20 protein-coding genes are annotated in these 24,244 nt (G+C 61.2%); 4 read left to right on the plus strand and 16 right to left on the minus strand.

The annotated features are described in order from the left end of the window. Positions 1-108: 108 nt before the first annotated feature. From C9E81_RS19205 to C9E81_RS19215, 3 genes are read left to right on the plus strand one after another with little or no spacing between them, the layout of a single operon-like run. Positions 109-1,110 carry an ABC transporter substrate-binding protein gene (locus tag C9E81_RS19205; protein WP_122113977.1) on the plus strand — a complete coding sequence of 334 codons (1,002 nt, stop codon included), beginning with the start codon at positions 109-111 and terminating at the stop codon, positions 1,108-1,110. Then, positions 1,103-1,885 carry an ABC transporter permease gene (locus C9E81_RS19210; RefSeq protein WP_122113978.1) on the plus strand — a complete coding sequence of 261 codons (783 nt, stop codon included), beginning with the start codon at positions 1,103-1,105 and terminating at the stop codon, positions 1,883-1,885. Before C9E81_RS19205 ends, C9E81_RS19210 begins: the two co-directional genes overlap by 8 nt. Then, positions 1,875-2,462, plus strand: coding sequence for an ABC transporter ATP-binding protein (locus C9E81_RS19215; RefSeq protein ID WP_122113979.1), 588 nt, complete (start codon positions 1,875-1,877; stop codon positions 2,460-2,462). The genes C9E81_RS19210 and C9E81_RS19215 overlap by 11 nt, the downstream gene beginning before the upstream one ends. Positions 2,463-2,533: 71 nt before the next feature. On the opposite strand, the gene C9E81_RS19220 is transcribed toward C9E81_RS19215, so the two are convergent. From C9E81_RS19220 to C9E81_RS19235, 4 genes are all read right to left on the minus strand, one after another. After that, the gene (locus tag C9E81_RS19220; RefSeq protein ID WP_122113980.1) at positions 2,534-4,813 is read right to left on the minus strand and encodes an NADP-dependent malic enzyme; all 2,280 of its coding nucleotides are present in this window, start codon (positions 4,811-4,813) and stop codon (positions 2,534-2,536) included. Between the two features lie 51 nt (positions 4,814-4,864). Continuing rightward, positions 4,865-6,136 (minus strand): MFS transporter, encoded by a 1,272-nt coding sequence (locus C9E81_RS19225; protein ID WP_122113981.1) that lies wholly within the window; start codon positions 6,134-6,136, stop codon positions 4,865-4,867. Between the two features lie 42 nt (positions 6,137-6,178). After that, positions 6,179-7,018, minus strand: coding sequence for a 2-keto-4-pentenoate hydratase (locus tag C9E81_RS19230; RefSeq protein WP_122113982.1), 840 nt, complete (start codon positions 7,016-7,018; stop codon positions 6,179-6,181). A 64-nt stretch (positions 7,019-7,082) separates the two neighbouring features. Beyond that, positions 7,083-7,808 (minus strand): proteasome-type protease, encoded by a 726-nt coding sequence (locus C9E81_RS19235; protein ID WP_122113983.1) that lies wholly within the window; start codon positions 7,806-7,808, stop codon positions 7,083-7,085. A gap of 560 nt (positions 7,809-8,368) precedes the next feature. Here C9E81_RS19235 and C9E81_RS19240 point away from each other — a divergent pair. Continuing rightward, complete coding sequence (locus C9E81_RS19240; protein WP_122113984.1) at positions 8,369-9,355, plus strand: LysR substrate-binding domain-containing protein; 987 nt, start codon at positions 8,369-8,371, stop codon at positions 9,353-9,355. Positions 9,356-9,358: 3 nt separating this feature from the next. Here C9E81_RS19240 and C9E81_RS19245 read toward each other — a convergent pair whose 3' ends face one another. The 12 genes from C9E81_RS19245 to opgC all read right to left on the minus strand — a co-directional run bounded on the left by C9E81_RS19245 (position 9,359) and on the right by opgC (position 24,231). Continuing rightward, positions 9,359-10,615 carry a TRAP transporter large permease gene (locus tag C9E81_RS19245; RefSeq protein ID WP_122113985.1) on the minus strand — a complete coding sequence of 419 codons (1,257 nt, stop codon included), beginning with the start codon at positions 10,613-10,615 and terminating at the stop codon, positions 9,359-9,361. A gap of 11 nt (positions 10,616-10,626) precedes the next feature. Beyond that, positions 10,627-11,190 carry a TRAP transporter small permease gene (locus C9E81_RS19250; protein WP_122113986.1) on the minus strand — a complete coding sequence of 188 codons (564 nt, stop codon included), beginning with the start codon at positions 11,188-11,190 and terminating at the stop codon, positions 10,627-10,629. Then, complete coding sequence (locus C9E81_RS19255; protein ID WP_122113987.1) at positions 11,187-12,149, minus strand: TRAP transporter substrate-binding protein; 963 nt, start codon at positions 12,147-12,149, stop codon at positions 11,187-11,189. Before C9E81_RS19255 ends, C9E81_RS19250 begins: the two co-directional genes overlap by 4 nt. Positions 12,150-12,171: 22 nt before the next feature. Next, positions 12,172-12,924 (minus strand): SDR family NAD(P)-dependent oxidoreductase, encoded by a 753-nt coding sequence (locus C9E81_RS19260; protein ID WP_122113988.1) that lies wholly within the window; start codon positions 12,922-12,924, stop codon positions 12,172-12,174. Between the two features lie 41 nt (positions 12,925-12,965). Further along, positions 12,966-14,003 (minus strand): transketolase family protein, encoded by a 1,038-nt coding sequence (locus C9E81_RS19265; RefSeq protein ID WP_122113989.1) that lies wholly within the window; start codon positions 14,001-14,003, stop codon positions 12,966-12,968. Then, on the minus strand, positions 14,000-14,854 hold the full coding sequence (locus tag C9E81_RS19270) for a transketolase (RefSeq protein WP_122113990.1): 855 nt from the start codon (positions 14,852-14,854) through the stop codon (positions 14,000-14,002). Before C9E81_RS19270 ends, C9E81_RS19265 begins: the two co-directional genes overlap by 4 nt. A gap of 187 nt (positions 14,855-15,041) precedes the next feature. Then, positions 15,042-16,382, minus strand: a complete 1,341-nt coding sequence (locus tag C9E81_RS19275; protein ID WP_122113991.1) for a purine-cytosine permease family protein — start codon at positions 16,380-16,382, stop codon at positions 15,042-15,044. A 139-nt stretch (positions 16,383-16,521) separates the two neighbouring features. After that, complete coding sequence (locus C9E81_RS19280; protein ID WP_122113992.1) at positions 16,522-18,489, minus strand: hydantoinase B/oxoprolinase family protein; 1,968 nt, start codon at positions 18,487-18,489, stop codon at positions 16,522-16,524. Between the two features lie 3 nt (positions 18,490-18,492). Then, positions 18,493-20,520 (minus strand): hydantoinase/oxoprolinase family protein, encoded by a 2,028-nt coding sequence (locus C9E81_RS19285; RefSeq protein ID WP_122113993.1) that lies wholly within the window; start codon positions 20,518-20,520, stop codon positions 18,493-18,495. A gap of 126 nt (positions 20,521-20,646) precedes the next feature. Continuing rightward, positions 20,647-21,606, minus strand: coding sequence for an AraC-like ligand-binding domain-containing protein (locus C9E81_RS19290; protein ID WP_122113994.1), 960 nt, complete (start codon positions 21,604-21,606; stop codon positions 20,647-20,649). Between the two features lie 188 nt (positions 21,607-21,794). Beyond that, complete coding sequence (gene glf, locus C9E81_RS19295; protein WP_122113995.1) at positions 21,795-22,940, minus strand: UDP-galactopyranose mutase; 1,146 nt, start codon at positions 22,938-22,940, stop codon at positions 21,795-21,797. A gap of 142 nt (positions 22,941-23,082) precedes the next feature. Beyond that, positions 23,083-24,231 carry an OpgC domain-containing protein gene (gene opgC / locus C9E81_RS19300; RefSeq protein ID WP_122113996.1) on the minus strand — a complete coding sequence of 383 codons (1,149 nt, stop codon included), beginning with the start codon at positions 24,229-24,231 and terminating at the stop codon, positions 23,083-23,085. Between the last annotated feature and the right edge of the window lie 13 nt (positions 24,232-24,244).

A 24,244-nucleotide genomic window follows, 5' to 3' on the forward strand; every position in this document is an offset into this window, starting at 1 on the left:
GATTGTAGAGCGGCTTGTGGACAACGCAACCCCGAAGCTAAGACTTCGGTGCTATTGTGAGCGATCCTTGGCCATGTCAGGCTGATTATAGCATGCAGGAGGACCTACATGAACTCGACCCGCAGAGGCATGGCCGCCTTGTGCGCTGCCGCCGTTCTGGCCATTGCGGCTTTCCCGGTCCTTGCGGACTCTCCGGTCATTACTATCGGCACGCTGGAGAACGGGACCGTCAACTGGGAGCTGCAGACGATTCGTGAACATGGATTCGATCAGAAGAACGGTTTCAGGTTGGAAATCGTGCCTTTGGCCGGAAACCCCGCCACGCAGATCGCGATGCTGGGCGGTGAAGTGGATTCGATCGTATCCGACCTTTTATGGGTGGCCCAGCAACGGGCGGCGGGCGCGGATTTCACTTTTTTACCCTATTCGACGGCGGTGGGCGGGCTGGTCGTGCCAGAGGACAGCGAGGTGCGGAGCCTCGTGGATCTGAAAGGCAAAAAGATCGGTATCGCGGGCGGACCGGTGGACAAGAGCTGGCTGATCCTGCGGGCATGGAACCTGCAAAAGAATGGTGAGGATCTGGCCGATGTGACCGAACAGGTATTTGGCGCCCCGCCGGTCATCCAGAACGCTGCCGAGACCGGAGAGGTCGCGGGCGCGATAAACTTCTGGCATTATCTGGCCAGAATGAAGGCGGGCGGGATGCGGGAAATCGTGGATGTGTCGCAAGCCGCCGTGGATCTTGGACTGAACCCCGAGGTTCCCCTGCTTGGCTATGTCCTGCGTGCCTCATGGATCAGGGAAAATCCGGATCTGGCGCAGGGATTGGCGCGGGCATCCTCGCAGGCCAAATCGCTGTTGAGGTTGGATGATGCCGTGTGGGACGATCTGCGGCCAATCATGGACGTGGCGGATGATGCCGAGTTCGAGGCACTGCGCGAGGGCTGGCGAGACGGCATACCAGATGAGAAAGCGCCGATCAGTCCCGAGGACGCGCAAAAGATGTTCTCTGTCATGGCCGAGTTGGGCGGAGACGATCTCACCGGCGGGCTGACCGAACTGCCCGAGGGGCTGTTCTGGTCGGGCGATCTTTCCTGGTCGCATGAGTAAATCACGTCGATACCCATGGCAAAGCCCCGGTGTCGTGCCGGGGCTTTTGTCGCTTCTGGCCATGTTGCTGCTGTGGATCGCGGTGGCGTGGCTGTCGGACAATCCCCGCATGATGCCGCCGCCGTTCGAGGTTGCTGCGCATATCCGGCAGATCATCGTATCCGGAGAGCTGTGGCATCACGCCGGTATGACCCTGTTCCGGGTTTTGGCCAGCTTTATTCTCGCAATGCTGGTGGGGCTGGTTCTCGGGTTGTGGATGGGCCGCTCCAGGGGTGCCGATCACTGGCTGAATCCGGGGCTGGTCATTGCGCTGAATGTGCCCGCGCTGGTTGTCATCGTGCTCGCCTATATCTGGATCGGGCTGAACGAGATGGCGGCGATAACCGCCGTCGCGCTCAACAAGATCCCGGTGGTGACGGTAATGATCCGCGAAGGCACCCGCGCCCTGCGTCCCGACCTGGACGATATGGCCCGGGCGTTTCGCATGTCGCCGCTCGACCGTCTGCGCCATGTGGTTCTGCCGCAGCTTGCCCCGCATATCGCCGCAGCTGCGCGGGCGGGGATCTCGCTGATCTGGAAAATCGTTCTGGTGGTGGAATTCCTGGGCCGCTCGAACGGGGTGGGGTTCAAGATCCACCTGCTGTTTTCCAGCTTCAACGTGGCCGGCGTGCTGGCATGGGCATTGGCATTTGTCGCGGTGATGCTGGCGATCGACCTGTTCGTGCTGCGCCCGTGGGAGGCTCGCGCCAACCGCTGGAGGCGCGATGAGGATTGAGCTGAACGAAAAGGTCTTCGGCGGGCGTGTGATCCTGGGGCCGTTGGCGCTGGAGGTCGAGCGGGGCCAGCGCGTCGCCCTTCTGGGACCGTCGGGGATCGGGAAATCCACGCTCTTGCGGATAATCGCCGGGCTTGACCGGGACTTCGACGGGCGGCTGTCCGGGGACGACCGGCTGGCGGTGGTGTTTCAGGAGCCCGTCTTGCTGCCCTGGCGCAAGGCGCTGGATAACATCACCATTCCTACCGGTTGCGATACCGCGACCGCACGTGACCTGATGGCCCAGGTCGGCCTGTCGGGGCATGAAGGGCAATTCCCGCGCCAGATGTCACTGGGACAGCAGCGCCGCCTTGCCTTGGCGCGGGCCTTTGCCGTCCGCCCGGATATCCTGCTGATGGACGAACCTTTCGCAAGCCTTGATGCCGAGACGGCGGCGCGGATGATCGGGTTGACCCTCGAACTGCTGGAACGAAGCGGCGCCGGGCTGATCCACGTTACCCATGACACCGGAGAGCCGGCGAGGCTGGCCGCCAGGCCGTTGCGGCTCGGTGGCAGTCCCGCGGTATTGCTGGGTTAGAGCAGCACAGTCAGCCAAGGTAGCCCGGCATGGCGGCGAGCAAAGGCGAGTGGGCGCTTGGCGGATGCTGCCTATTTGACCGTTCCCAGGCCACCTGCCGAGATGGCGGCCATGTTCAGGATGTCGTTCACCGTCGAGGTGGTGGAGCAAATCTGGATAGGCTGTGGCACCCCGGTCAGAATCGGCCCGATCACCGTCGCTCCGGCCATCTCCTGCATCAGCTTGACGGAGATCGAGGCCGAATGCCTTGCGGGCATCACCAGGACATTGGCAGGGCCGGTCAACCGGCTGAAGGGATAGCGCGCCGCCGATTCCGGGTTCAGGGCGACATCCACCGTCATCTCGCCCTCGTATTCGAAATCCACCTTGCGCGCGTCCAGCACCATCGGGGCCTCCGCCATCTTGGTGGCCCGCTCGCTGACCGGATAGCCGAAATTCGAGAATGACAGGAAGGCGACACGCGGCTCCAGCCCCAGCCCCCGGGCCACGACCGCGCCGCGCGTGGCGATATCGGCCAGATCCTCGGCCTCGGGCCATTCATGCACCAGCGTATCGCCGATCAGCACGATCCTGCCCTTGTGCAGAACGGCGGTTATGCCTACCGCCCCGTCCTGCGGACGCAGATCAAAGACCTGCCCCATCTGGTCCAGCACATGTGCGCTCTTGCGCGTCGCTCCCGTCACCAGCCCGTCGCCATGCCCATGTGCCAGCATCAGCGCGGCAAAGACATGCCGGTCACGATTGGCCAGCCGGTTGGTGTCCTCGCGGTCCATGCCCTTGCGCTGGAGCCGGGCATAGAGGAAATCGTGATAGGCTTCGAGATGGCGGGTATTGGCGGCGTTGATCACCGAGATCTCGCGGACGGCATCGGCAAGCCCCGCCGCCTCCAGTTTTTCCTTTACGTCATTCTCGCGGCCGACGACCAGCGCCTGTCCCATGCCGCCCCGCTGCCATGCCACGGCGGCGCGCAGCACGCGCGGGTCATCCCCTTCGGCAAATATGATCCGTGCCTGGGTCTTGCGCGCGCGGGCATGCATGCCCTGAAGGATGGCGGCGGTCGGATCCATCCGGGCCTTCAGCGACTGGACATAGCCCTCCATGTCGATGATCGGACGGCGGGCCACGCCGGTATCCATCCCGGCCATGGCCACTGCCGGAGGAACGACATGGATCAATCGGGGATCGAAAGGGGTCGGGATGATGTAGTCGCGGCCGAATTGCAGCTTGCGGCCATAGGCGGCGGCAACCTCGTCGGGGACATCCTCGCGCGCCAGTTCCGCCAGGGCGCGGGCGCAGGCGATCTTCATTTCATCATTGATGGCGCGGGCGTGAATGTCCAATGCGCCGCGGAACAGATATGGAAAGCCCAGCACATTATTGACCTGGTTGGGGTAATCGCTGCGCCCCGTCGCGACGATGGCGTCGGCGCGCACGGCATGGGCATCCTCGGGGGTGATTTCCGGATCGGGATTGGCCATGGCGAAGATGACCGGGTTGTCGGCCATGGACTGCACCATCTCCTGCGTCACTGCGCCCTTCACGGACACGCCCAGGAACACGTCGGCGCCCTTCATCGCCTCTTCCAGGCTGCGTGCCTCGGTCGCCACCGCATGGGCCGATTTCCACTGGTTCATGCCCTCGGTCCGGCCCTTGTAGATCACGCCCTTGGTGTCGCACATGATGCAGTTGTCATGCCTCGCGCCCATGGATTTCAGCAGTTCCAGGCAGGCGATCCCTGCCGCCCCGGCGCCGTTGAGGACGATCTTCACATCCTCGATCTTCTTGCCCGACAGTTCCAGCGCGTTGATCAGCCCGGCGGCGCAGATCACGGCGGTGCCGTGCTGGTCGTCATGGAAGACCGGGATATCCATCAATTCCTTCAGACGCTGCTCGATGACGAAGCATTCCGGCGCCTTGATATCCTCCAGGTTGATCCCGCCGAATGCCGGGCCCATCAGGCGAACGGCGCTTATGATCTCCTCGGCATCCTCGCTGTCCAATTCGATATCGATGGCGTTGACATCGGCAAAGCGCTTGAACAGCACCGACTTGCCTTCCATCACCGGCTTGGAGGCCAGTGCGCCCAGGTTGCCAAGCCCCAGGATGGCTGTGCCATTCGAGACGACCGCGACCATGTTGCCCTTGTTGGTATAGTCATAGGCGGTCTCGGGCCGCTCGGCGATGGCTTGCACCGGCACCGCGACACCGGGCGAATAGGCGAGCGACAGGTCACGCTGCGTGGCCATCGGGGTCGAGGCCACGATGTCGAATTTTCCCGGGCGCGGCTCCATGTGATAGGCCAGCGCCTCTTCGGGCGTGATCCGTGATTTGCTGCGTTTCTCGTTGGCCATCTGTTCCCCCCGGACTGCGTTCAACCTGCTTAACGCGCCGCGCCGGGGGCCTCAACGGGTTTCAAATGACCTGCCAAGGAAACGCCAGTAGATAAGGGTAATTGTCGCAAAGGTTGCCATGGCCAGCCAGAAGGGAACGGTCAGCGCGAATTCCCGCCCGAAGAGGTCTCCGGCACCGCGGGTCAGAAGGCCCGCGATCAGCATGGCGAAGGGCGCCATGCCGATGGCGAACAACCGATAGGCAGAATTTACCCGCCCCAGTAACCTGCGGGGGATGTGCCGTTGCCGATACGAAACCGAAACCGTGTTCCACAAGACGCCCCAGAACTCGCTGACGAGAAACCCCGCACAGATCAGGATCAGCGCATCGAAGCCGCTGCCTGACAGCAGCACCGTCAGCGGAAAGGCAAAGGTCGAGATCATCGCCGCTTGCAGGACTCGCGACCGTCCAAGGCGGGTTACAATGCGATCATTGACCAGCCCCGCCGCAACCCCGCCCACCGCGCCCGATGCCATGATCGCCGAGAGCGCCAGCGGACCAAGCTGCAGCCGTTCCTGCACGATCAGGACCAGCGTGACCATCATTGCCTCGAAGGCGAAATTGAAGAAGCCGGTCAACAGGGCAAGCCCGCGCAGGATCGGCTGGCCAAGCAGGAAGGCGATGCCTTCGCGCAGCTCGAGTCGCCAGTTGCGGTCTTGCGTGGGTTCTCCCGAGACATCTGCGCGGAAATCACCATGCAGGCAGAGGACAAGGCCCACGGCAAGCGCCATGGCGGCGGCGTTGACGGCGAAGGGCAGCGCAAGCGAAATGCCGATCAGAACGCCGGCCAGCGCCGTGCCGACGAAAAGATTCATCACCATTTCGACCGACCACAACCGGCCATTCGCGCGCTCCAGCCCTTCCTCGGGGATCAGCGCGGGCAGAATGGTCTGGGCGGCATTGTCGCGCAGGACCTCGGCCGCACCAACGGTGATGGCGCAGATCGCGATCAGGGCGAAGACAACCGGCTGGTCGGTGCCGCGTAGCGGCGGCGGATCGAAGGGCAGCGCCATCCAGACGGCGATGGCGGCGCTGGCATAGGCGATGACACGGATCAGATCGGCGGCAAGGATCGCGCGGCGCCGGTCCATGCGGTCGATCAGCAGCCCTGCGGGCAGTGAGAACACGAACCACGGCGCCTTGAGCGCCACGGGCACCAGCGCGATCAACAGTGGGTCGCGGGTCAGTTGCGTGGCCAGCCATGCCCATGCGACCAGCGCGATCCCGTCGCCCAGATTGGTGAGGCCGGAAGCTGCGATGAAACGGGCAAGGGGGCTGCGCATCAGCGGAGGCTAGCGCCGCGCATCACTGCCCGCAAGCAGCGGTTACTCTGTCAGCTTGGCCGAAACCGACATGGATTTGCCACCGATCATGTAATCTGCCCGGATCTCGTGACCGGGCTCTGCCGGGTGCAGTTTTCCAAGCGAACCCAGTGAGATCATGCTGCCGGGTTCAAGATCGTATCCACCTTCGCGGACCAGCCACAGCACCACGTCCAGCGGATGCCCCAGCAGCATGTCTCCGCTGGCCGTTCCGACGCTGTTTCCGTCCTTGGTCAGATCGACGGTGAGGCTTGCAAGACCGGCTACCGGATCGTCCAGATCCGCAATGCTGATGCCTTTTCCCATCACGCCGCGCCAGGGCATCACCCCATAGGCGGTCATCAGCAGTCCGTCCGGGTTGACCCCTTCGGCCAGCGCCAGATCCGGCAGTTCGATGAAAGGCCGGATTTCGGCCAGCGCCGCGGCGGCCTCTTCGCGGGTCATGGCCTGCATGATAGCCGGATCACCCACGGTGACGATCAGATCGGCCTCGAAAAATGGCGTGCGGGCATCGGCCAGTGACAGCTCCGTCCCGTCATCGAGGATCATCGGGGCGAAAAGCGCCCCCGCGACCGGGCCGGATACGCCGAACGCCTCTTGCGCGGGTTTCGAGGTGAAACCGACCTTCACCCCGACCGGGGCACCCATCGCCCCGGTCAACGCCTCGCGATAAGCGGTATAGGCGCAGGCCGCGTCGTCTCCAGAGGCCAGATCCGGATCGGGCAGGCGCTCTCCAGCCAGCCAGCCTTCGGCGGCCTTTTTCATCACCTCGGGCGCGGGGCATTCGGCTAGCGCGGAGCCAGTTGAGAACAGCAATGCCAATGCGGTTGCCAAGCGAATCATCTTCCCCTCCCGAAAAATGTTCTCTGCCCGAAGCCTATGCCAATTTTCTACCTAGGTCAGCGCCTTAGAGCGAGACTTTCGCAAAGCTGTCGCGCAGGGCGGCGGACCATGCGGCGCTCATCCGCATGAAATCGGGATCGCCCTCTTCGATCCGGCGTCTCATCGAGATGGCGCAGGCATCCTTTTCGATTACCGCTAGGTCCAGCGGCATGCCGACGGACAGGTTCGAACGCAGGGTCGAATCCATGGACAGCAGCACCGCCTTTTGCGCATCGGCAAGGCTGGTTTCGGGCCGGACCACCCGGTCGAGGATCGGCTTGCCGTATTTATGCTCGCCGATCTGAAGGAAGGGCGTGTCCTCGGTCGCCTCGATGAAATTTCCTTCCGGGTAGATCAGGAACATCCGCATGTCCCCGCCCTTGCGCTGACCCGCGACGATCAGGCTGGCCGTTGCCTGCTGGCTGAGTTCGCGATGCTGCTCGACGATCTCGCGCCGGGTGCGCGCCAGCGTATCCCCGATGATAGAGGCGACCCGCAGCATGGAGGGAGCCTTGAGGATCGAGGTCGTTTCGTCCGCTGCCTCCCCCTCGGTGGCTTCCTCCAGCCGCGCCAATGTGGTCTGGGTCAGCGACAGCGAGCCGGCGGTCATGATCGCGATCACACGCTCTTGCGGTTGCTCGAAAAAGAACATCTTGCGATAGCTGGCGATATTGTCGAGCCCGGCATTCGTACGCGTGTCCGACAACAGCACAAGCCCGGCATCCAGTTTCAGACCGACGCAATAGGTCATTGGAAAAGCGCCCCGTTTAAGCCCAACCGGCGACTCCGATCTGGGATTTCCCGCTGCAATCTCCGTTGTATTGACCGCTTTGGCAAGAGTTGTTTCAGTTAGATGAAGCCCTGCTGACAGCGATGATTTTGTGATCGCATTCCGTGGCTTGCCATCGCTTGATCGTGAATGACCGAGCTGTACAGGGGCCTATCAATGTTGGTCACGAGTTCAGTCATGGGCTGGATTTCCTAAAGCGGACCCTTGCCGGGGCAGGCTTTCCCGTCGTTTGTGCTGATGTTATCACCAGTGAGGATGAGGTCTCGGCCGGCGACGAGACAATGGTGCCACCCGTGTAACCTTCGATCGGAAACTGATGGGTGGCGAGGGGCGAGCACTCGGATACGCCAGGCGGGGCCATTGCTCGCCCGACCTGTTATCGAAGGCAGGAACCATGTCATCGAGTCGATAAGGTGCCGGACCCGGACTTCGGCCGGGAACGGGCGGGTAAAGGACCAAAGCGGCGGCCCGGCATCGTTTTGCGGTGGGCAAGTGGCGCGATACTCGGCTAACCTGCGGCCATGCGTGACCTTAACCTCAAGGCAACCGAGTATTTCGAAGCAGTTGCCCGCCTTGGCACCGTGACGAAGGCGGCCGAGGAACTGGCCGTGTCTCCTTCCGCCGTCAGTCAGCAGATTACCGGGCTGGAAGCGCAGCTTGGAGTCAGGCTGTTCCGACGCGAGAAACGGCGGCTGGTGCTGACACTCGATGGTGACCGGCTGTTCCAGACGGTAACGCAGGCATTTGGCGCGATCCGCAACGCGCGTTCGGCGATTTCGCATCAGCAGGACCGGCGCAACCTGCTGATCCGGGTCAGCCCGTCCTTTGGGGTCCGGTGGCTGGGTCCCCGCACATTTTCCTTTGCCTCGGAAAATCCCGAATGGAATATCCGCATCGATGCCACGCCGGATTTTACCGCCTTCCAGTCCGAATCGGTCGATCTCGACCTGCGCTACGGGCTGGGAACCTGGAGCGGGCTGACCGTCACCCCGATCATGCATGACCAGGTCCTGCCGCTATGCTCTCCGGGCTATCTTGCGGAACTGCGCGGTATTTCCGACGATCCGGTCGAACAGTTGCGGCATGCCCGGCTGATCGACAGCGTGAAGATGCTGTTTCGTTGGGATCTCTGGCTGGCCGCGAACCGGGTGGATATCCCGGAGGTCGAGTATCCGTTCCGCTTTGACCGCTCGTCCATGTCAATCGAGCTGGCCAAGCAGGGCGGGGGGATCGCACTCGATTCGGTGACGCTGTGTCTTGGAGAGCTTCAGCGGGGCGAGTTGGTGCCCTTTTCCACCCGCTGGCCGGTGCTGGATTTTCCCGCATACTGGTTCGTCTGCCCGCCGCGCCATATGAACCGGCGGATCGTGAAGCGCTTCTCGGACTGGCTGGCGCGGGCCTGTGCCGAACATGACGAGGCAGCCCGCTGGTATCTCACCGGACAGGGCTGCGTGTTGAGGGAGGGTGCGCCGACCGAGCTGATCGACGTCAAGCCCTGGGGGCTGTGATGCCTAGTAGATTGTCAGGGCCGGGACGAAACTGATCAGCCCAAGCACGATAAGCGCGACCAGATAGAACGGCAGGAGTGCCCTGACAGCCTCGCCCAGCTTGGCTCCGGATATGCCCATCGAGATGAACAGCGTCGTCCCCACCGGCGGCGTATAAAGCCCGATGGCAAGGTTGACGACCATCATCAGCCCAAGCTGCACCGGGTCAAGGCCGATACTCTGCCCGATGGTCACGAACAGCGGGCCGAGCAGCAGCACGGCGGCGGGCAGATCGAGGAAGGCGCCGACGATCAGCATTACCACGTTCAGCATCACGATCACCGCGACCGGCGACGAGAAGCTGTTCGCCACCCATGCCGCCAGATGTTGTGGCACCTGCTCTGCCGTCATTACCCATTGCAGGGTGGAGGAGGCCATGATGATGAACATCACCGCTCCGGTCATCATCGCCGTATCGACCAGCGCTTCCCATACGCCTTTCGCGGTCAGGTCGCGATAGATAATGCCAGATACGATGAAGGCGTATGCGACAGCCATTACCGATACCTCGGTTGGCGTGGCCACCCCAAAACGCAGGGTGCCGATCACGAATACCGGCATCAGCAGGGCCGGGATCGCGGCGAAAATCTGACCCTTGAAAGCGGCGAAACCACCTTCGAGCGGTGAGCGGGGCAGGTTGCGCCGATGCGCGACGAGCCAGACGGCTCCGAACATGCCGATACCCAGCAGCACTCCCGGCAGGATGCCTGCGACGAACAGATCGACAATCGAGACATTCGAGACAAGGCCGTAGAGGATCAGCGGGATCGAGGGCGGGATCAGCACCGAAACGGTCGAAGAGGCAGAGTTGATTGCCGCCGCGAAGCCGCGTGGATAGCCCTGCTGTTTCTGCACCGGGATCAGCGCGTTGCCAAGCGCCGAGGCATCGGCCACGGCAGATCCCGATACGCCGCCGAACATCACTGAACCGATGATCGACACCTGGCCAAGCCCGCCCTTCATATTGCCGACGACGAGCCGGGCGATATTCACCAGATACTGCCCGAAGCGCCCCGACATCATCAGGTTGCCCGCCAGAATGAAGAAGGGAATGGCCAGCATCGGAAAGCTCTGTGTCGGCGTATAGAGCCGTTGCGCGATCACCGCCATCGGCTTGCCATCCAGCCACAGCGCGGCGGCAACCCCGCCCAGCATCGCGTAGGCAATCGGCGCCGAGAACGCCAGCAGCAGAAAGAAAATCCAGATCATTGGAGCAGTCATTTCAGGGCTCCTTAGCTGAGGCTGCCATGGCCGGGATCGAATGCTTCCACGCGATCCGTCATGACCAGCCTGAGAATGTCGAGTGCAGAGATCACCGCCATGCCGCTGAAAGCGTAGATGAGGCTGGAATAACCCCAGATCTGCTTGATCCCCAGTGCCGAAAGCGTCTGGAACTGCGATGCTTTCAGGATTGGAGCGCTGGACAGCAGGATCGAGACGGCGATAACGATGAGAATCGCCTCAACCGCGATCCGCAACAGGCGTCGCGCAGGCGGGGGCAGCAGGTCCGGCAGGATCGTGATGGCGATATTCGTCCCGCGCGAAGCCGCCACGATCAGGCCTGCGGCAACCAGCCAGGGCAGCAGGATCGCGTGGATCTCATAGGCCCATGCGATGCCGGAGCCAAAGGCATAACGCAGTGCGACATTGACCAGCAGCGCAACGAACATCGCCGAGAGGGAGGCAACCGCGATCAGTTTCCCTGTAAATTCGATCAGCGCACCGATCCGCGCGATCCCGGCGGCGACGGGGTTTTGCGCTCCGTCGCCCGGATTGATGACGGATGGACCGCTCATTTTCCCGCTGCCGCTTCCTGTAGCGCCGCGACCAGTTCGGGAAACTGCCCGGCATATTTGTCATAGACCGATTGTGTCGCCTCGGCATAGGCAGCGCGGTCGGCCTCATGGAAGGTCACGCCTTCCTCCTTCATCTTCGCGGGCAGGGTTTCGTCCTGCTCAAGCGACAGCTCCCGTTGCAGTTTACCCGCCTCCGCCGTGGCCTGAAGTGCGCATTCCTGCTTTTCCGGAGACAGCAAGGACCACCAGACCATACCGGCCACGACCGGAGTAGATTCGTATTTATGAGCGGTCAGGGTGATATGCGGGGTGATCTCGTGGATCTTCGAGGAATATATGTTGGTCAACGGGTTTTCCTGCCCATCGAACACGCCCGATTGCAGCGCCGTCGGCAATTCCGAGAATGCCAGCGGAGCCGGTGCGGCGCCAAGAGCCTCGAAGATCGCGACGGTCATATCGTCCGGCGGGGTGCGGATCTTCATGCCCTTGATATCCGCCGGGGTCGGAACGCCCTTGGACAGATGGCTGACATGGCGGATGCCATTGTCCCAGAAGCCGAGTATCTTCAAGCCTTTCTCTTGCGCGCTTGCATCCAGCATCTTGCCAACCTCGCCATCCAGAACGCTCCAGGCCGTGGACAGGTCGCTGAACAGGAACGGCAAACCGAGCAGTCCGATCTCGGGCACGATCTGCGACATCGCACCCTGGCTGTTCGCGGTGATTTGAATGATACCTGCACTCGCCGAGGTCAGCATCTCGACATCGTCGCCCATGGTCGCGGATGGGGCATGGTTGACCGTATCACCGGAGCATTCGGCATAAAGTCCGGCCCATTTCTCGGCAGCGACAAAGCGCGGATTGCCGGGATTGGAGCCATGCGCGAAGATGACCTCATCGGCCCGCGCCATGCCTGCGAATGCGGTTGTGGTGGCCAGAACGGCCAGAAGTTGGGTTTTCATGATTTCTCCTCCCTTGTTAACTTTAATGGATCAGTGAACCGCCGTTCACATCGACCTCGCTGCCCGTGCAATAGGCCGAAAGCTCCGAGGCCAGGAACAGCGCGCATCCGGCGACATCGGCGGCGGTGCCTGCGCGGCCCATCGGGATGCCTGCCAGGATCGTCTGGTTCATCTCGGGCGTCAGTTTGCCCGCGGTGATGTCGGTTGCGATGAAACCGGGGCAGATCGCGTTCGAGCGGATATTGTCCGGCGCAAGTTCGCGCGCCATGGCCTTGGTCAGCCCCAGCACCCCGGCCTTGGCCGCCGAGTAATGCGGCCCGCCGAAGATACCCCCGCCCCGCTGTGCGGAAACCGAGGACAGGTTGATGATGGAACCCGATTTCTGCCGGCGCATCTGCGGGATTGCCGCCTGCGACATGTACAGCGTGCCGCGCAGGTTGACATCGGTGACGGCATCGTAGTTCTCCGCCTCGATCTCCATGATCTTCAGGGGCTGGGTGATGCCGGCATTGTTCACCAGCACGTCGATATGCCCGAACGCGTCAAGCACGGCGGCGGCGGCAGCTTCGCAAGCCGCCCTGTCGGTGACATCGCAGGTCAGGCCGATATGACCTTCGCCAAGATCGGCTGCCGCTTCCTTCGCCGCCGCCTTGTCCAGATCGAGGACCGCCACCCGCGCGCCATGTTCGACAAACAATGCCGCCATCGCCTTGCCCAGACCGCGCGGCGATGCCGCGCCGGTCACTATGGCACATTTTCCTTCAAGCAGCCCCATCAGAGCTTCTCCTTTACAATAAATGGATTGTCAGGTGGCTGTCAGAGCCAGCCCTTGATCTGTTCGGCCACCTTCGCCACGGACAGACCATACATATCGTGCAGTGTCGGTAATGCCCCGGCTTCCAGAAACTCGTCCGGCAAACCGATCATGCGAAAGGTGGGTGTCACGCCATTGCTCAACAGCGCCGTCGCAACAGCCTCGCCCAAACCGCCGACCCTGCTATGGTTCTCGGCCGTCACGACAAGCCGCCCGGACCTTCCGGCCTCGGTCAGAATGGTGTCCATATCCAGCGGCTTGATTGTCGGGCAATGAAGCACGGCGACGTCGATATTGTCGGCGGCCAGCTTTTCGGCGGCATCAAGCGCACGCATCGTCATGAAGCCGGTCGAGATGACCAGAGCGTCGCGGCCTTCGCGGATCATCTGCGCCCGGCCAAGCTGGAACCTGTAGTCGGGCTTGTGCCGGGTCAGCACACTTGGCACCTTGCCACGCAGCAGGCGGGTATAGACCGGGCCGTCATGGGCGGCGATCTGCGGCACCATCCCGGTGATATCATCCGCGTCACAGGGGTCGATCAGCGTCATGTTCGGCAGACCACGGAAGATGGCCAGATCCTCCGTCGCCTGGTGGCTGGGACCATAGCCGGTGGTCAGACCGGGCAGCGCGCAGGCGATCTTGACCGGCAGGTTCTCCTCGGCAATCGCCATGGCGATGAAGTCATAGGCACGGCGCGCGGCAAAGACGGCATAGGTGGTGGCGAAGGGAATAAAGCCTTCCCGCGCCATCCCGGCGGCTGCCGACATCAGAAGCTGCTCGGCCATGCCCATCTGGTAATAACGATCAGGCATCGCGTTTCCGAAGATATGCAGATCGGTGTATTTCCCCAGATCCGCCGTCATCCCGACAATGCGATCGTCCTTCTTCGCCAGGTCCACGAGCGCATGGCCAAAGGGCGCCGCCACCGTGTCATAACCTTCCGCCGCCAGCGAGGCGATCATCGCGGATGTCGCAACCCGGCCTTCTTTCGGGATCGCCTGCCGCTGTTCATATTTGCGTGTCATGGATGCGAGTGTCATGCCGGTTTTCCTTCTTCCAGGACGTCCAGCGCCTTGCCCCATTCATCGGCATCCACGCGGACGAAATGCGTGATCTCGCGGTTCTCCAGGAACGGCACGCCCTTGCACATCCGGGTGTCGAAGATGATGACGCGCGGGCCTGGATGATCGCTTTCGCGGGCGGTATCGAAAGCGGCCACAACAGCCTGCATGTCATTGCCGTTCACCCGCTGCGCATGCCAGCCGAAGGCCTCCCATTTCTGCGTCAGCGGCTCGCTGCACAGTGTCTCGGTCGATTTGCCATCGGCCTGCTGGTCGTTGAAATCGACAAGGCAGATCAGGTTGTCCAGCCGGTGATGCGCCCCCGACATGGCTGCTTCCCATGTGGAGCCCTCGCCCAACTCGCCATCCGACATCAGGTTATAGACGAATTGCCCGCCACCCTTGCGCTTGAGCCCCATGGCCATGCCGACGGCGATGCCCAGCCCGTGGCCGAGCGATCCGCCGGTAATCTCCATTCCCGGCGTGTAGGAGGCCATGCCCGACATCGGCATGCGGCTGTCGTCCATGCCATAGGTTTCCAGCTCTTCCTCGGGCAGGATGCCTGCCTCCATCAGTACTGCGTAAAGCGCGATGGCGTAATGGCCGATCGACAGCAGGAAGCGGTCGCGACCTTCCCATTCGGGATCCTCCGGGCGGTATTCAAGCGCGTGGAAATACGAAGCGGCCAGCACATCGGCGATACCCAGGGCCTGGCCGATATAACCCTGTCCCTGCACTTCGCCCATCAGAAGTGCCTTGCGGCGGATATTCCATGCCCGCAGTTCCAACGACATGTTGGCCCCCGGCATGGGATGGGAATGCGAATTCATGAAATCCTCCCGAGACGTTTCGCAGTCAGTCATCGGGAAGGTAGCTTCAGATCGGCTCGATGTATTTTAAGTAAATTGAAGTATTAATTAATTACAGCTTAAATATTATAGCGGGTTGTCGGCGCATTTTGATACTGGTTGACCTGGCAGGAATTCCCCGGACAGGTATCCGGGGAACGTTCCGCTTTCAGATGCTTTCACTCATGGTGGAGCGATTCAGGAATACATAGGTCATCGCCGCCACCACGAAGGTTGCCGGGGCCGAATAGGCAGCCAAGCTATCACCCGCGAAATGTAGGACCAGCCCGATGAAGGCAGCAAATAACCAGGCCCCCAAGCCTGCGGGATTGACGGAGACCGCCTCCTCGAGCGAGGACTTTCCGGGGATGCTGTCCGATCGCCCGACCGTCAGGATATGGCTTAGAGCGATTGCGACCCAGGCAACCACGAATATACCCTGATATGCCAGTGCCTGCAGGATATAGGCGAACACATTCGCCAGCATCAGGACATATGTGATCGCGCCGACGACACAGGCCCAGACAATCTTTGGCAGCTTGATGCGAAACACCGTTTCCGCGAAGCTTTCCATGTTGACTGCCGCGAGGTAGTAGTTCGCCGTATTGATGCGGGTTTGGGAAATCCACACGAACACCAAACCTGCAAAGCCCATCAACTGGATAAGCGCAAGCACGACCGAGACCTCGGTCACGCCCCCCTCGGTCGGCAGGCTGGCCGCGAGGAAGATCCCGACAAGCCCATTCAGCAGAAAGGTGACAAGATAGAAAGGAGCGCCGAAATTGATATTACCATGGTAATCTGCGTCCTCTGGTTTGCCGAAGCGCGCGAAATCATAGGTGAACATCATCAGGATCCAGACGCCCATATAGGCCGTGAAACAGCTCCACCACCCGTTTGCCGGCGCTCCGCCTTCCGGGCCAAGCTGTAGCCATGCGTTGGAATAGCCATATGTCGAGACGGCCAGAATCACGGCGGCCAGCAAGCCCAGCAGATAGAATGGCAGCAGGACGCCGTTGAACTTGTCCAGCCAGTTCTGGATCGAGCCGAAGATCAGCACCACCGAGTAGATCACGACGATCAGCGCGGCCACCGAGTATGACAGGCCGGTATAGCTGTTCAGCGCCAACGCGATGACGGAGCCCTCGAACACCGCGTAATAGATTGCGGTCGCGAAAAAGATCAGCGTCGCGATGGCCGCCCCGGTGCGGCCCAGCAGGATCCTCGAAAACAGTGAAACGGATAGCCCCGTCCTGATGGAATGCCGCGCAAGCACGGCGTTGACTGCCGCGAAGGCAATGACCGAAAGCACGATTCCGATGATCGCGTTCACCGATCCATAGGCCAGCGCCAGTGTCGCCGCGACGACCAGATAGAACATTGCCGAGCAGACTGACCACCATGCCATGGTCAATGGCATTCGCGCCATGCGTTGATCGGGTGGGACTGGTTGGTCCGAAAACTCCAGCCCCTGCCGTTCATCCGCCGTATTGCTTATTGTTCCAGCCATTTTTTCCTCCCTGTTTTCGGCTGTTTGCCGGGTGTGCCATGGCCCGCCGCTTTGGATTGCGTTCAACATGGCTGGCCATGGCGTCATGCGGTCTCGCGCCTTATGCGGAAAACCGGCACCCGGTTGTCTGCGATTTGCCCTATGTCCAGTGACTGACGGTCCGGCGTTCGAAGCTTTCCCTGAACTGCGCCGTCGTCTTTTCAAGCAGCTCGCCCGTTTCCCAGTCCAGGATCGTGGCGTAGCGGCGCACCGCATCAAGGCTGTCGATCTCTCCCTTGCGATAGAGCATGGCGACTTCCTCGGCCGGCATCCGTGCCCACTGCTTGCGATTGGCGCGGATTTCGCCCCGCAGTTTCTCAGTTGCTGGCAGATCGACCTCGAATTCGCAAAGATCCGCGTCGAGTTCCTTCAAGACGACGCCGTAATCCTTGGCGGCCCGCTCAAGCGAGACATAATCGCTGGCTACATCGTCGCAAACCGCCTGTGGGTCGCGCTCCAGCGGGTCGCCATAGCCGCCGCCTCCTGCGGTCGGCCGCGCGAACTCATCGCCGGTATGGACCGGATAATCGGAAAAGACCGAGCCCAGCCATTTCGCCTCCTTCTCGCTGCTGCGGCGGATCGACAGGCCATGCGGCATGGATGGAAGCCCGCCCTCGATACCCCAGACAACGGCCCGCTCGCGGTCGCAGATATAGGACATCACCGCGTCCTCGCTATCGAGCAGGATCGAGGTTTTCTGAACCCCGGCGCCACCGCGCCATTTGCCGGGGCCGGCACTGTCGCGCAGGATCTGGAACTCGACAGTCCGGGTAGGATTGACCCGCTCGTTACCCTCGTTGGGCTGGGACATGAGGCCGGTGCCGAAACAGGCGGTCGTCACGTCGGAACCGTCTTTACCGTTTCGGCCCCCCCAGCCACCCGGCAACCATTCGTAAAACATGAAGATCGGCTTCTCGGGAGAGCGCAGGTCACGTCCCCCCGCCAGCAGGTATTCAAGGTTGAAGGCGCAGGCGATCGCCTTGTCCGGCATGATCTGGGACCACATTTCGAAAATCGCGTTCATGATCTTTTCGAACGGCATCAGGAATCCCGTGACCGCGACCGGCCAGGCGGCGCTGACCACGCTGTTCTTAGGCGCCTTGATGTCGATCATGCGGTAAAAGCCGGAATTGAGCGGAAGATCGGGAAAGAATGTTTTCATCCCTGCCACGACCGCCGAGAAGGTGGCGCCGGGCGCGGAATTGTAGATCGATGAAATCGTCGGGTGGCTTCCTTCGAAATCATAGGTGATCCGGTCGCCCTTGATGGTCATCCGGATACGGATCGGGATCATGCCCTCGCCCTTGGCGGGATCGCGGTCGATATAGTCCACGGTCTCCCATTCGCCATCGGGCAGGGCGGCGATACGGTTGCGGACCGCCGTTTCGACATAGTCCTGCACCTCGCGCATGCCCTGCAGAACCTGATCCTTGCCGTATTTCCGCACGAGGCGCTGGATCTCGCGCTCGGCTACCGCGGTTGCCCCTGCCTGCGAATGAATATCGCCGATGATCGAGGCCGGGTCGCGCGTGTTCTGTGCGATCATGTTGGCGACGTCGTGGCAGAACTCACCTGCACGGAAAAGCCGGACCGGAGTGATCCGCACGGCCTCTCGGAACATGTCGCGGGCGGATACGTCGAAAGAGCCCGGCACCGAGCCGCCCAGATCCGACCAGTGGCCGTTCGATTGCGAAAACCCGATCAGGTCGTCATCGTCAAATATCGGCCGCACCAGGCGGACATCCGAGAAATGCGTACCGCCCGCATAGGGATCGTTGATGGCATAGACGTCTCCGGGGAGCATTTCGCCGGAAAAGACCCTGATGACATCCTTGCATGTGAAATGCAGGGTTCCGACATGAACGGCAATATCCTGATTGCCCTGCGCGACGGAGTTGCCTTCGGCATCATGCAGCGCGTTCGAGAAGTCCCGGTTATAGATCACGAAGGAATAACAGGTGCGCAGCATCTGTTCGGCCATCTGGTCGACCGAAGTGATGAAAGAATTTTTCAGAACCTCGAAAGTCACCGGATCGAGGCGGTCCGTGTCTTGCGTCTTATTGTCCATGGCTCAGCCCTGTGTGTTGATGCGAATGTTGAAATACTCGTCGACCTCCGCGGACATGCCGGGGGGAATGACGGTGGTCGCATCGAATTGCTCCACGATGGCGGGACCATCGATCATGGCCCCGGCCTTCAGATCGTCGCGTTGATAGATCGCGGCTTCATGCCCCTTGTTTTCGAACCAGACCTGCCGCTGGCCGGTCGGTTCGGGCCGGTGCTGCTCTACCGGGTGCTTTTGCAGTTCGGCCTTGGGAACGACGCCTACCGCCTTCACCGCCACCCGGAACAGCGAGACTTCGGCATCCTCGCGTGCGTAATTGTATTCGCGTTCGTGATGGGCGTGGAATGCTTTGACCAACTCGCCGATATCGGTGATCTCGGCAGGCGCGGGAACCTGAAGCGAGCGCCACTGACCCTTGTACATCATCTCGACCGTGCGGCTCAGGATCATGTCGCTATCCGCGACGCCTTCATGCTTGAGCTGGGCCATCGCCTCCCGCTCGATCCGCCGGAAGGCGGTTTCAAGCTCCTCGGGCCGGGTGGAGGCAACCGGCTTCATGAAGCTGTCGGAAAAGTCGTGCTGGATATCGACCAGCAGGCAGCCAAGCGCCGAGGTCACGCCGGGATTGAGCGGAACGATCACGGTCGGAATCGAAAGCTCTTTCGCCACCGCTGCGCCATGCAGCGCACCGGCCCCGCCAAAGGCGCAGAGCGCGAAGTCGCGCGGGTCATAGCCGCGTGAAATGGAAAGCAGCCGCACCGCATTCGCCATATTGGCATTCGCCACGCGGATGATTGCCTCGGCGGCCTCGTGTAGCTCCATACCGAAGGGTTCGGCTACCGTCGATCTGACGGCCGTTTCGGACAGCGCCGGGTCGAGCGTCAGCTTGCCGCCGGCCAGGGTGGTTCCCAATCGGCCAAGAACAAGGTTGGCATCGGTATTCGTCGCGACCTCGTTGCCGTTGCGGTAACAGGCCGGACCTGGATAAGCCCCGGCGGATTGCGGGCCGTTGCGCAACGAGCCGCCCTCATCGCGCCAGGCCAGCGAACCGCCTCCGGCGCCGATTGTCAGAACCTCGATCGAGGGAAAGCGGATCGGGAACCCGTATTCGATATACCAGTCCTTGGTGATCCGGGATTCCCCCTGGTAACTGACGGAAACATCTGTCGAGGTTCCCCCCATGTCGAAACCGATGGTATTCGGATAACCGCAAAGATTGCCTATAAAGCGGCTGGCAATGGCGCCTGCGGCGATCCCGGAACCGGCAAGACGGGCCGCGAAATCGCGCACCGCGTTGGGTGTCATGACCCCGCCGCCGGTATGGAGAAGCAGGAGGTCGCGTTCGTATCCTTCCTCTTTCAGCCGTTCGCTCAGCCGCGAGACGTAATCCACGACCACCGGCGAGACGACCGCATTCGCCATGGTCGTGGAAAACCTTTCATGCTCGAATATCTCCGGCATGATTTCAGCGGAGATCGAGATCGCGATATCCGGCATGATCTCCTTGAGAATGTCCCGCATGCGCCGTTCATTCTCTGGATTGACGTAGGAATTCATGAAGCAGATGGCGACCGATTTGACATCGCGCTTTTTCAGGATTTCGCCCACGCGCCGCGCGCCCGCCTCGTCCAGGGGCTCGATGATTTTCCCTTCGGCATCGACGCGTTCGCGGACGGTCAGCCGGTCTCGTCGGGGGATATAGGGCTTGGCGACATCCTTGTAGGTGTCCCAGAGATCCTCCTTGTTGGCCCTGCGGATCTCGACCACGTCCCGGAAGCCTTCCGTGCAGATCATTGCGCATCGCGGCAGGTTGCGGGTGATCAGCGCATTCGTTGCGACCGTAGTGCCATGGGAAAACATCGAGACACCGGCCAGGTCTATCTTGCCGATTTCGATCCCATCCATGATCGCGCGCATGGGATCGTCCGGCGTTGATGCGATCTTTTCGATACGTATCGCACCGGATGTCTCATCCATGATGCAGATGTCAGTGAAGGTGCCACCCACATCCACCGCAACTCTTGTGTGTTCCATTCGGTCTTCTCCATGATTTTTGGACATATGTTCCCGGCCGCCGGTGCCATGTTTCCGGCAGATATCGGTCCCTTTGGGGGCCGTGCTGGGCTTTCGTGTTTCTTCGCGGCGCCGGGCGCTGCGGGTTCAGTGTTCCCGCGGGGCTGTCATTGCCTCCCTGCGAGTTTCCGACGCGGTTCTGCCAAACCTTGCGCGATAGTATTTCGAGAACTGCGCCTGATCCGTGAAACCCCAGTCATAGGCAATATCGGAGATGGTGCGGCTTGATTGCAGCGAGCGTAGTTCCTCGTTGCAACGGCTCAGCCTTCGTTCACGAATATAGCCCTGGATGGACTGATCGGATTCGTGAAACAGCCGTTGGAGATATCTCAGGGAGATGCCGCAGCCCTCGGCAACCATTCCTGGGCTCAGGTCGGGATCCTTGAGATGATCGCGGATAAAGGTTTCCGCGCGGGAAAGATGTGCCGCGCGAACCGATGACAGATTGCTGGTCAGCACCCGCTGATCGTCCATGATCGCCAGGCACAGCAGCTCGACCAGATGGGTTCCGGCCGCACCCCGCGCCGCCTCGTCGATCACCTCCAGATGATTGATCGTCATATGCAGGCTGGAAACGAAAAAGGACGCAATGCCGCTGCCGGCATCGAAGGCAAGACCGCCAAGCCGCTCGGCTCTGCCCAATCTTGCACGCACATGGGCTGTCGGAACCTTCAGGACCCATTGCCGATTGCGTTCAGTATGCCAGTATTCATAAGGCGCGTCGCTGCGCTCGACCAGAAACCCGCCGGGTTTGCATGTCGAGCGGCGGTCACCCTGAACGAAATTGATGGTTTCGTCCTCGGGGATGGCAATCAGTAGCGAACTCTCGGTTTCGTTCAGCAAATGGCGGTCATGCCGCCGGTATATCAGCCCGTCGCAATGAATCCTGGAAAGCTCTACATTTCCAAGCCGCCAGCGATGCATGCTTCCTCTGAAACGTTCCTTGTCACGCGGCTCCACATCCAGCGCGAAATAGGCCTGGGATACCGTCTGGCGCCAAGCCCTGCGATTCTCTGCCAAGGCAAAACTGACGTTCTCACTCCCCATTTCCCTGCATCCCTCCAGAGATGTCCTGAAACTATAGAATGAGCGGAACCATAGCACGATATTCCCGGGTTTCTTGTATATAGGCGAACATTCTTTTGTCCTGGCGTGCCCGGATAGCGGAAGAGACCGCCAATGTATCGCGGTTGCGGTTTTCCATGGCAGTCTTGCCGCCGGTGCCCGGCGCGGCGCTATCGTGGAGATTTCAGGAAGGCTGGAGGAGCCTCGTTGCTGTCGTTGCCGGCGAGAAACGCCTCGGCCGTATCCAGTGCTTCGCGGATGGTGACATCCATGTCCAGATACCGATAGGTTCCCAACCGGCCGACAAATGTGACGCCTTTGGTGGCTTCGGCCCTTGCGATGTATTTCTCCAGCAGGGCCTTCTCCGTCACCAGCCGGATCGGATAATAGGGGATGTCACCGGGCTCTGCCGCACGGCTGTATTCGCGATGGCAGACGCTCCCTTCATGGCTTTCCCATGGGCTGAAATGCTTGTGTTCGGTGACGCGCGTATAGGGCACGTCGCGATCACCGTAATTCATTACCGCGCAGCCCTGGTAGTCGCCGCCATAGGTGAAGCGTTCGAAATCCAGCGTGCGGTATCCCAAATGACCCAGCTCATAGCTGAAATAGCCGTCCAGCGGGCCGGACCAGAATACGTGATCGGCCTCGGCGGCCATTTCGGGAGTGTAGGCAGTGTTCAACTCGACCGAGATATTGGGGTGATCCAGGATCGCATCGAACATCGGGGTATAGCCGTCACGCGGAATGCCCTGGAAGCGGTGGAAGAAATAATTGTCGTCGTAGTTGAAACGCAGCGGCAGGCGCTTGAGGATCGATGCGGGCAACTCGGTCGGTGAACAGCCCCATTGTTTTTCGGTATAGCCCTTGAAGAATGCCTCGTAGAGCTCCCGCCCGACAAGGCGAAGCGCCTGCTCCTCGAAATTTCGCGGCTCGGTGATGGAGCTGTCGGCCTTTTCGGCGATGAATGCCCTGGCCTCGTCGGGGTGCAGGGTCTTGCCGAAGAATTGATTGATCGTCAGCAGGTTGATCGGCAGTGAGTAAACGCCTCCCTGTGCGGTGGCCTTCACCCGGTTCTGGAAGGGCATGAAATCCGTAAAGCCGTTTACATAGTTCCACACCTCCTCGTCATCGGTGTGAAAGATATGAGGGCCGTAGACATGCATCATGATGCCGGTTTCGGCATCACGCTCGGTATAGCAATTGCCGCCGATATGGCTACGGCTGTCGATGATACGGCAGGAGTGTCCGGCTTCGGCCAGCCTTCGCCCGATCACGGCGCCGGACAGCCCGGCTCCTACCAGCAGAATTCGCATCTTCCGTATTCGCCCCTGTCCGACGTCGCGCATTAAAGCCCTACCTATTGAAGCGGGGCGCTTGCGGCAAGGATGGCCCGCGCCCGATTATCGGGTGGGCGATTTCAGCTATCGTCGGAAGATGCCGTGGTCCTTGCTGCGATCAGGCGAGAAACCAGGGTTTCCATCCGCCTGCCCGCTCTGCTTTCCACGCTTTTTGCCGCGGGACGCCATGTTCAAGCCAGACCGCGGCAAACCACCACAACGCAAGGATGGTCCAGAGATCGACGCTCAGCCTATGCAGGATTTCCTGGCCGGCCGGGTTCTGCTGGAACGCGTCCCCGAGGATCGACAACATCACGCAGATGACGAATGACCACAAGCCGCCACGGCCGATCTGTTGCAATGCGATGCCGGGGCGGGTCGCAGCCAGCCGCTCCATCAGGCCGCTTAGCGGGACGGCGACCAGCCAGCTGGCAGCCAGGATCGCAAGATAGCGGGTGCCGTCGAGCGGCCATTTATCCACTACCCCGTAAACTTGCTTCAGAGCATTCCGGATAAGCAGGGCATCATCGCCGAACTTCACCGCTATGACGATCGTCGCGCCGAAAACGAACATCCCCACAGAGAGTGCCGTCAGCAGATGCTTGTAACGCAGCAGCACCGGCATGAAGCGATGCCTGAAGAGCGCCATTGCTGTTCCGGTGTAAAACAGCATCTGCCAGCCGAACGGGTTGAATAGCAGCCCCTTGCCGCTATGGTTCGGAATGAACTTGTTCAGGCCGGGGGCGAACCACCACAATGCCACCGAACAGGCGATGAAAAGTAGCGGCCAGCGTATCAAAACAGGAACCAGCACGGGGGCCGATGCGATCAGGATGACATAGACCGCGAGGACATCCATGAGGTTCGGTTGCAGCCACATGCTTGCCAGCGCACCCAGATACCATAGCGGGTCCTCCACGATCCAGACCGCGTATTGATTCCAGACCGCCGTGTGCTTCATGCCCAATGCAAGCAGGCCGGCCGACAGCAATGCCAGAAGAATACCGCCGATCACCAGGGCGCGCCAGACTTCGAAAGCGCGGCGGGTAAAGCGCCATTGCGCGGCATTACGGCCCTCTTTCGCTTCGACCGTGCACCAGACGAGGCCGACAAGAAAGCCTGACAGCAGCACGAACAGCTCAGCGGCATCGAATACCGAGAAATTGCCAAGGGTGAACCTGCGCAGTTCCGAGACTGGCATGTGGTCGACCATGATGCAGACCAGCGCGTAACCGCGCAGCATATCCAAAGCTATAATACGTTTCATGCGGGCAGTTGGC

Origin of the sequence: Paracoccus alkanivorans, assembly GCF_003697785.1 — a bacterium.
Lineage (GTDB): Bacteria > Pseudomonadota > Alphaproteobacteria > Rhodobacterales > Rhodobacteraceae > Paracoccus > Paracoccus alkanivorans.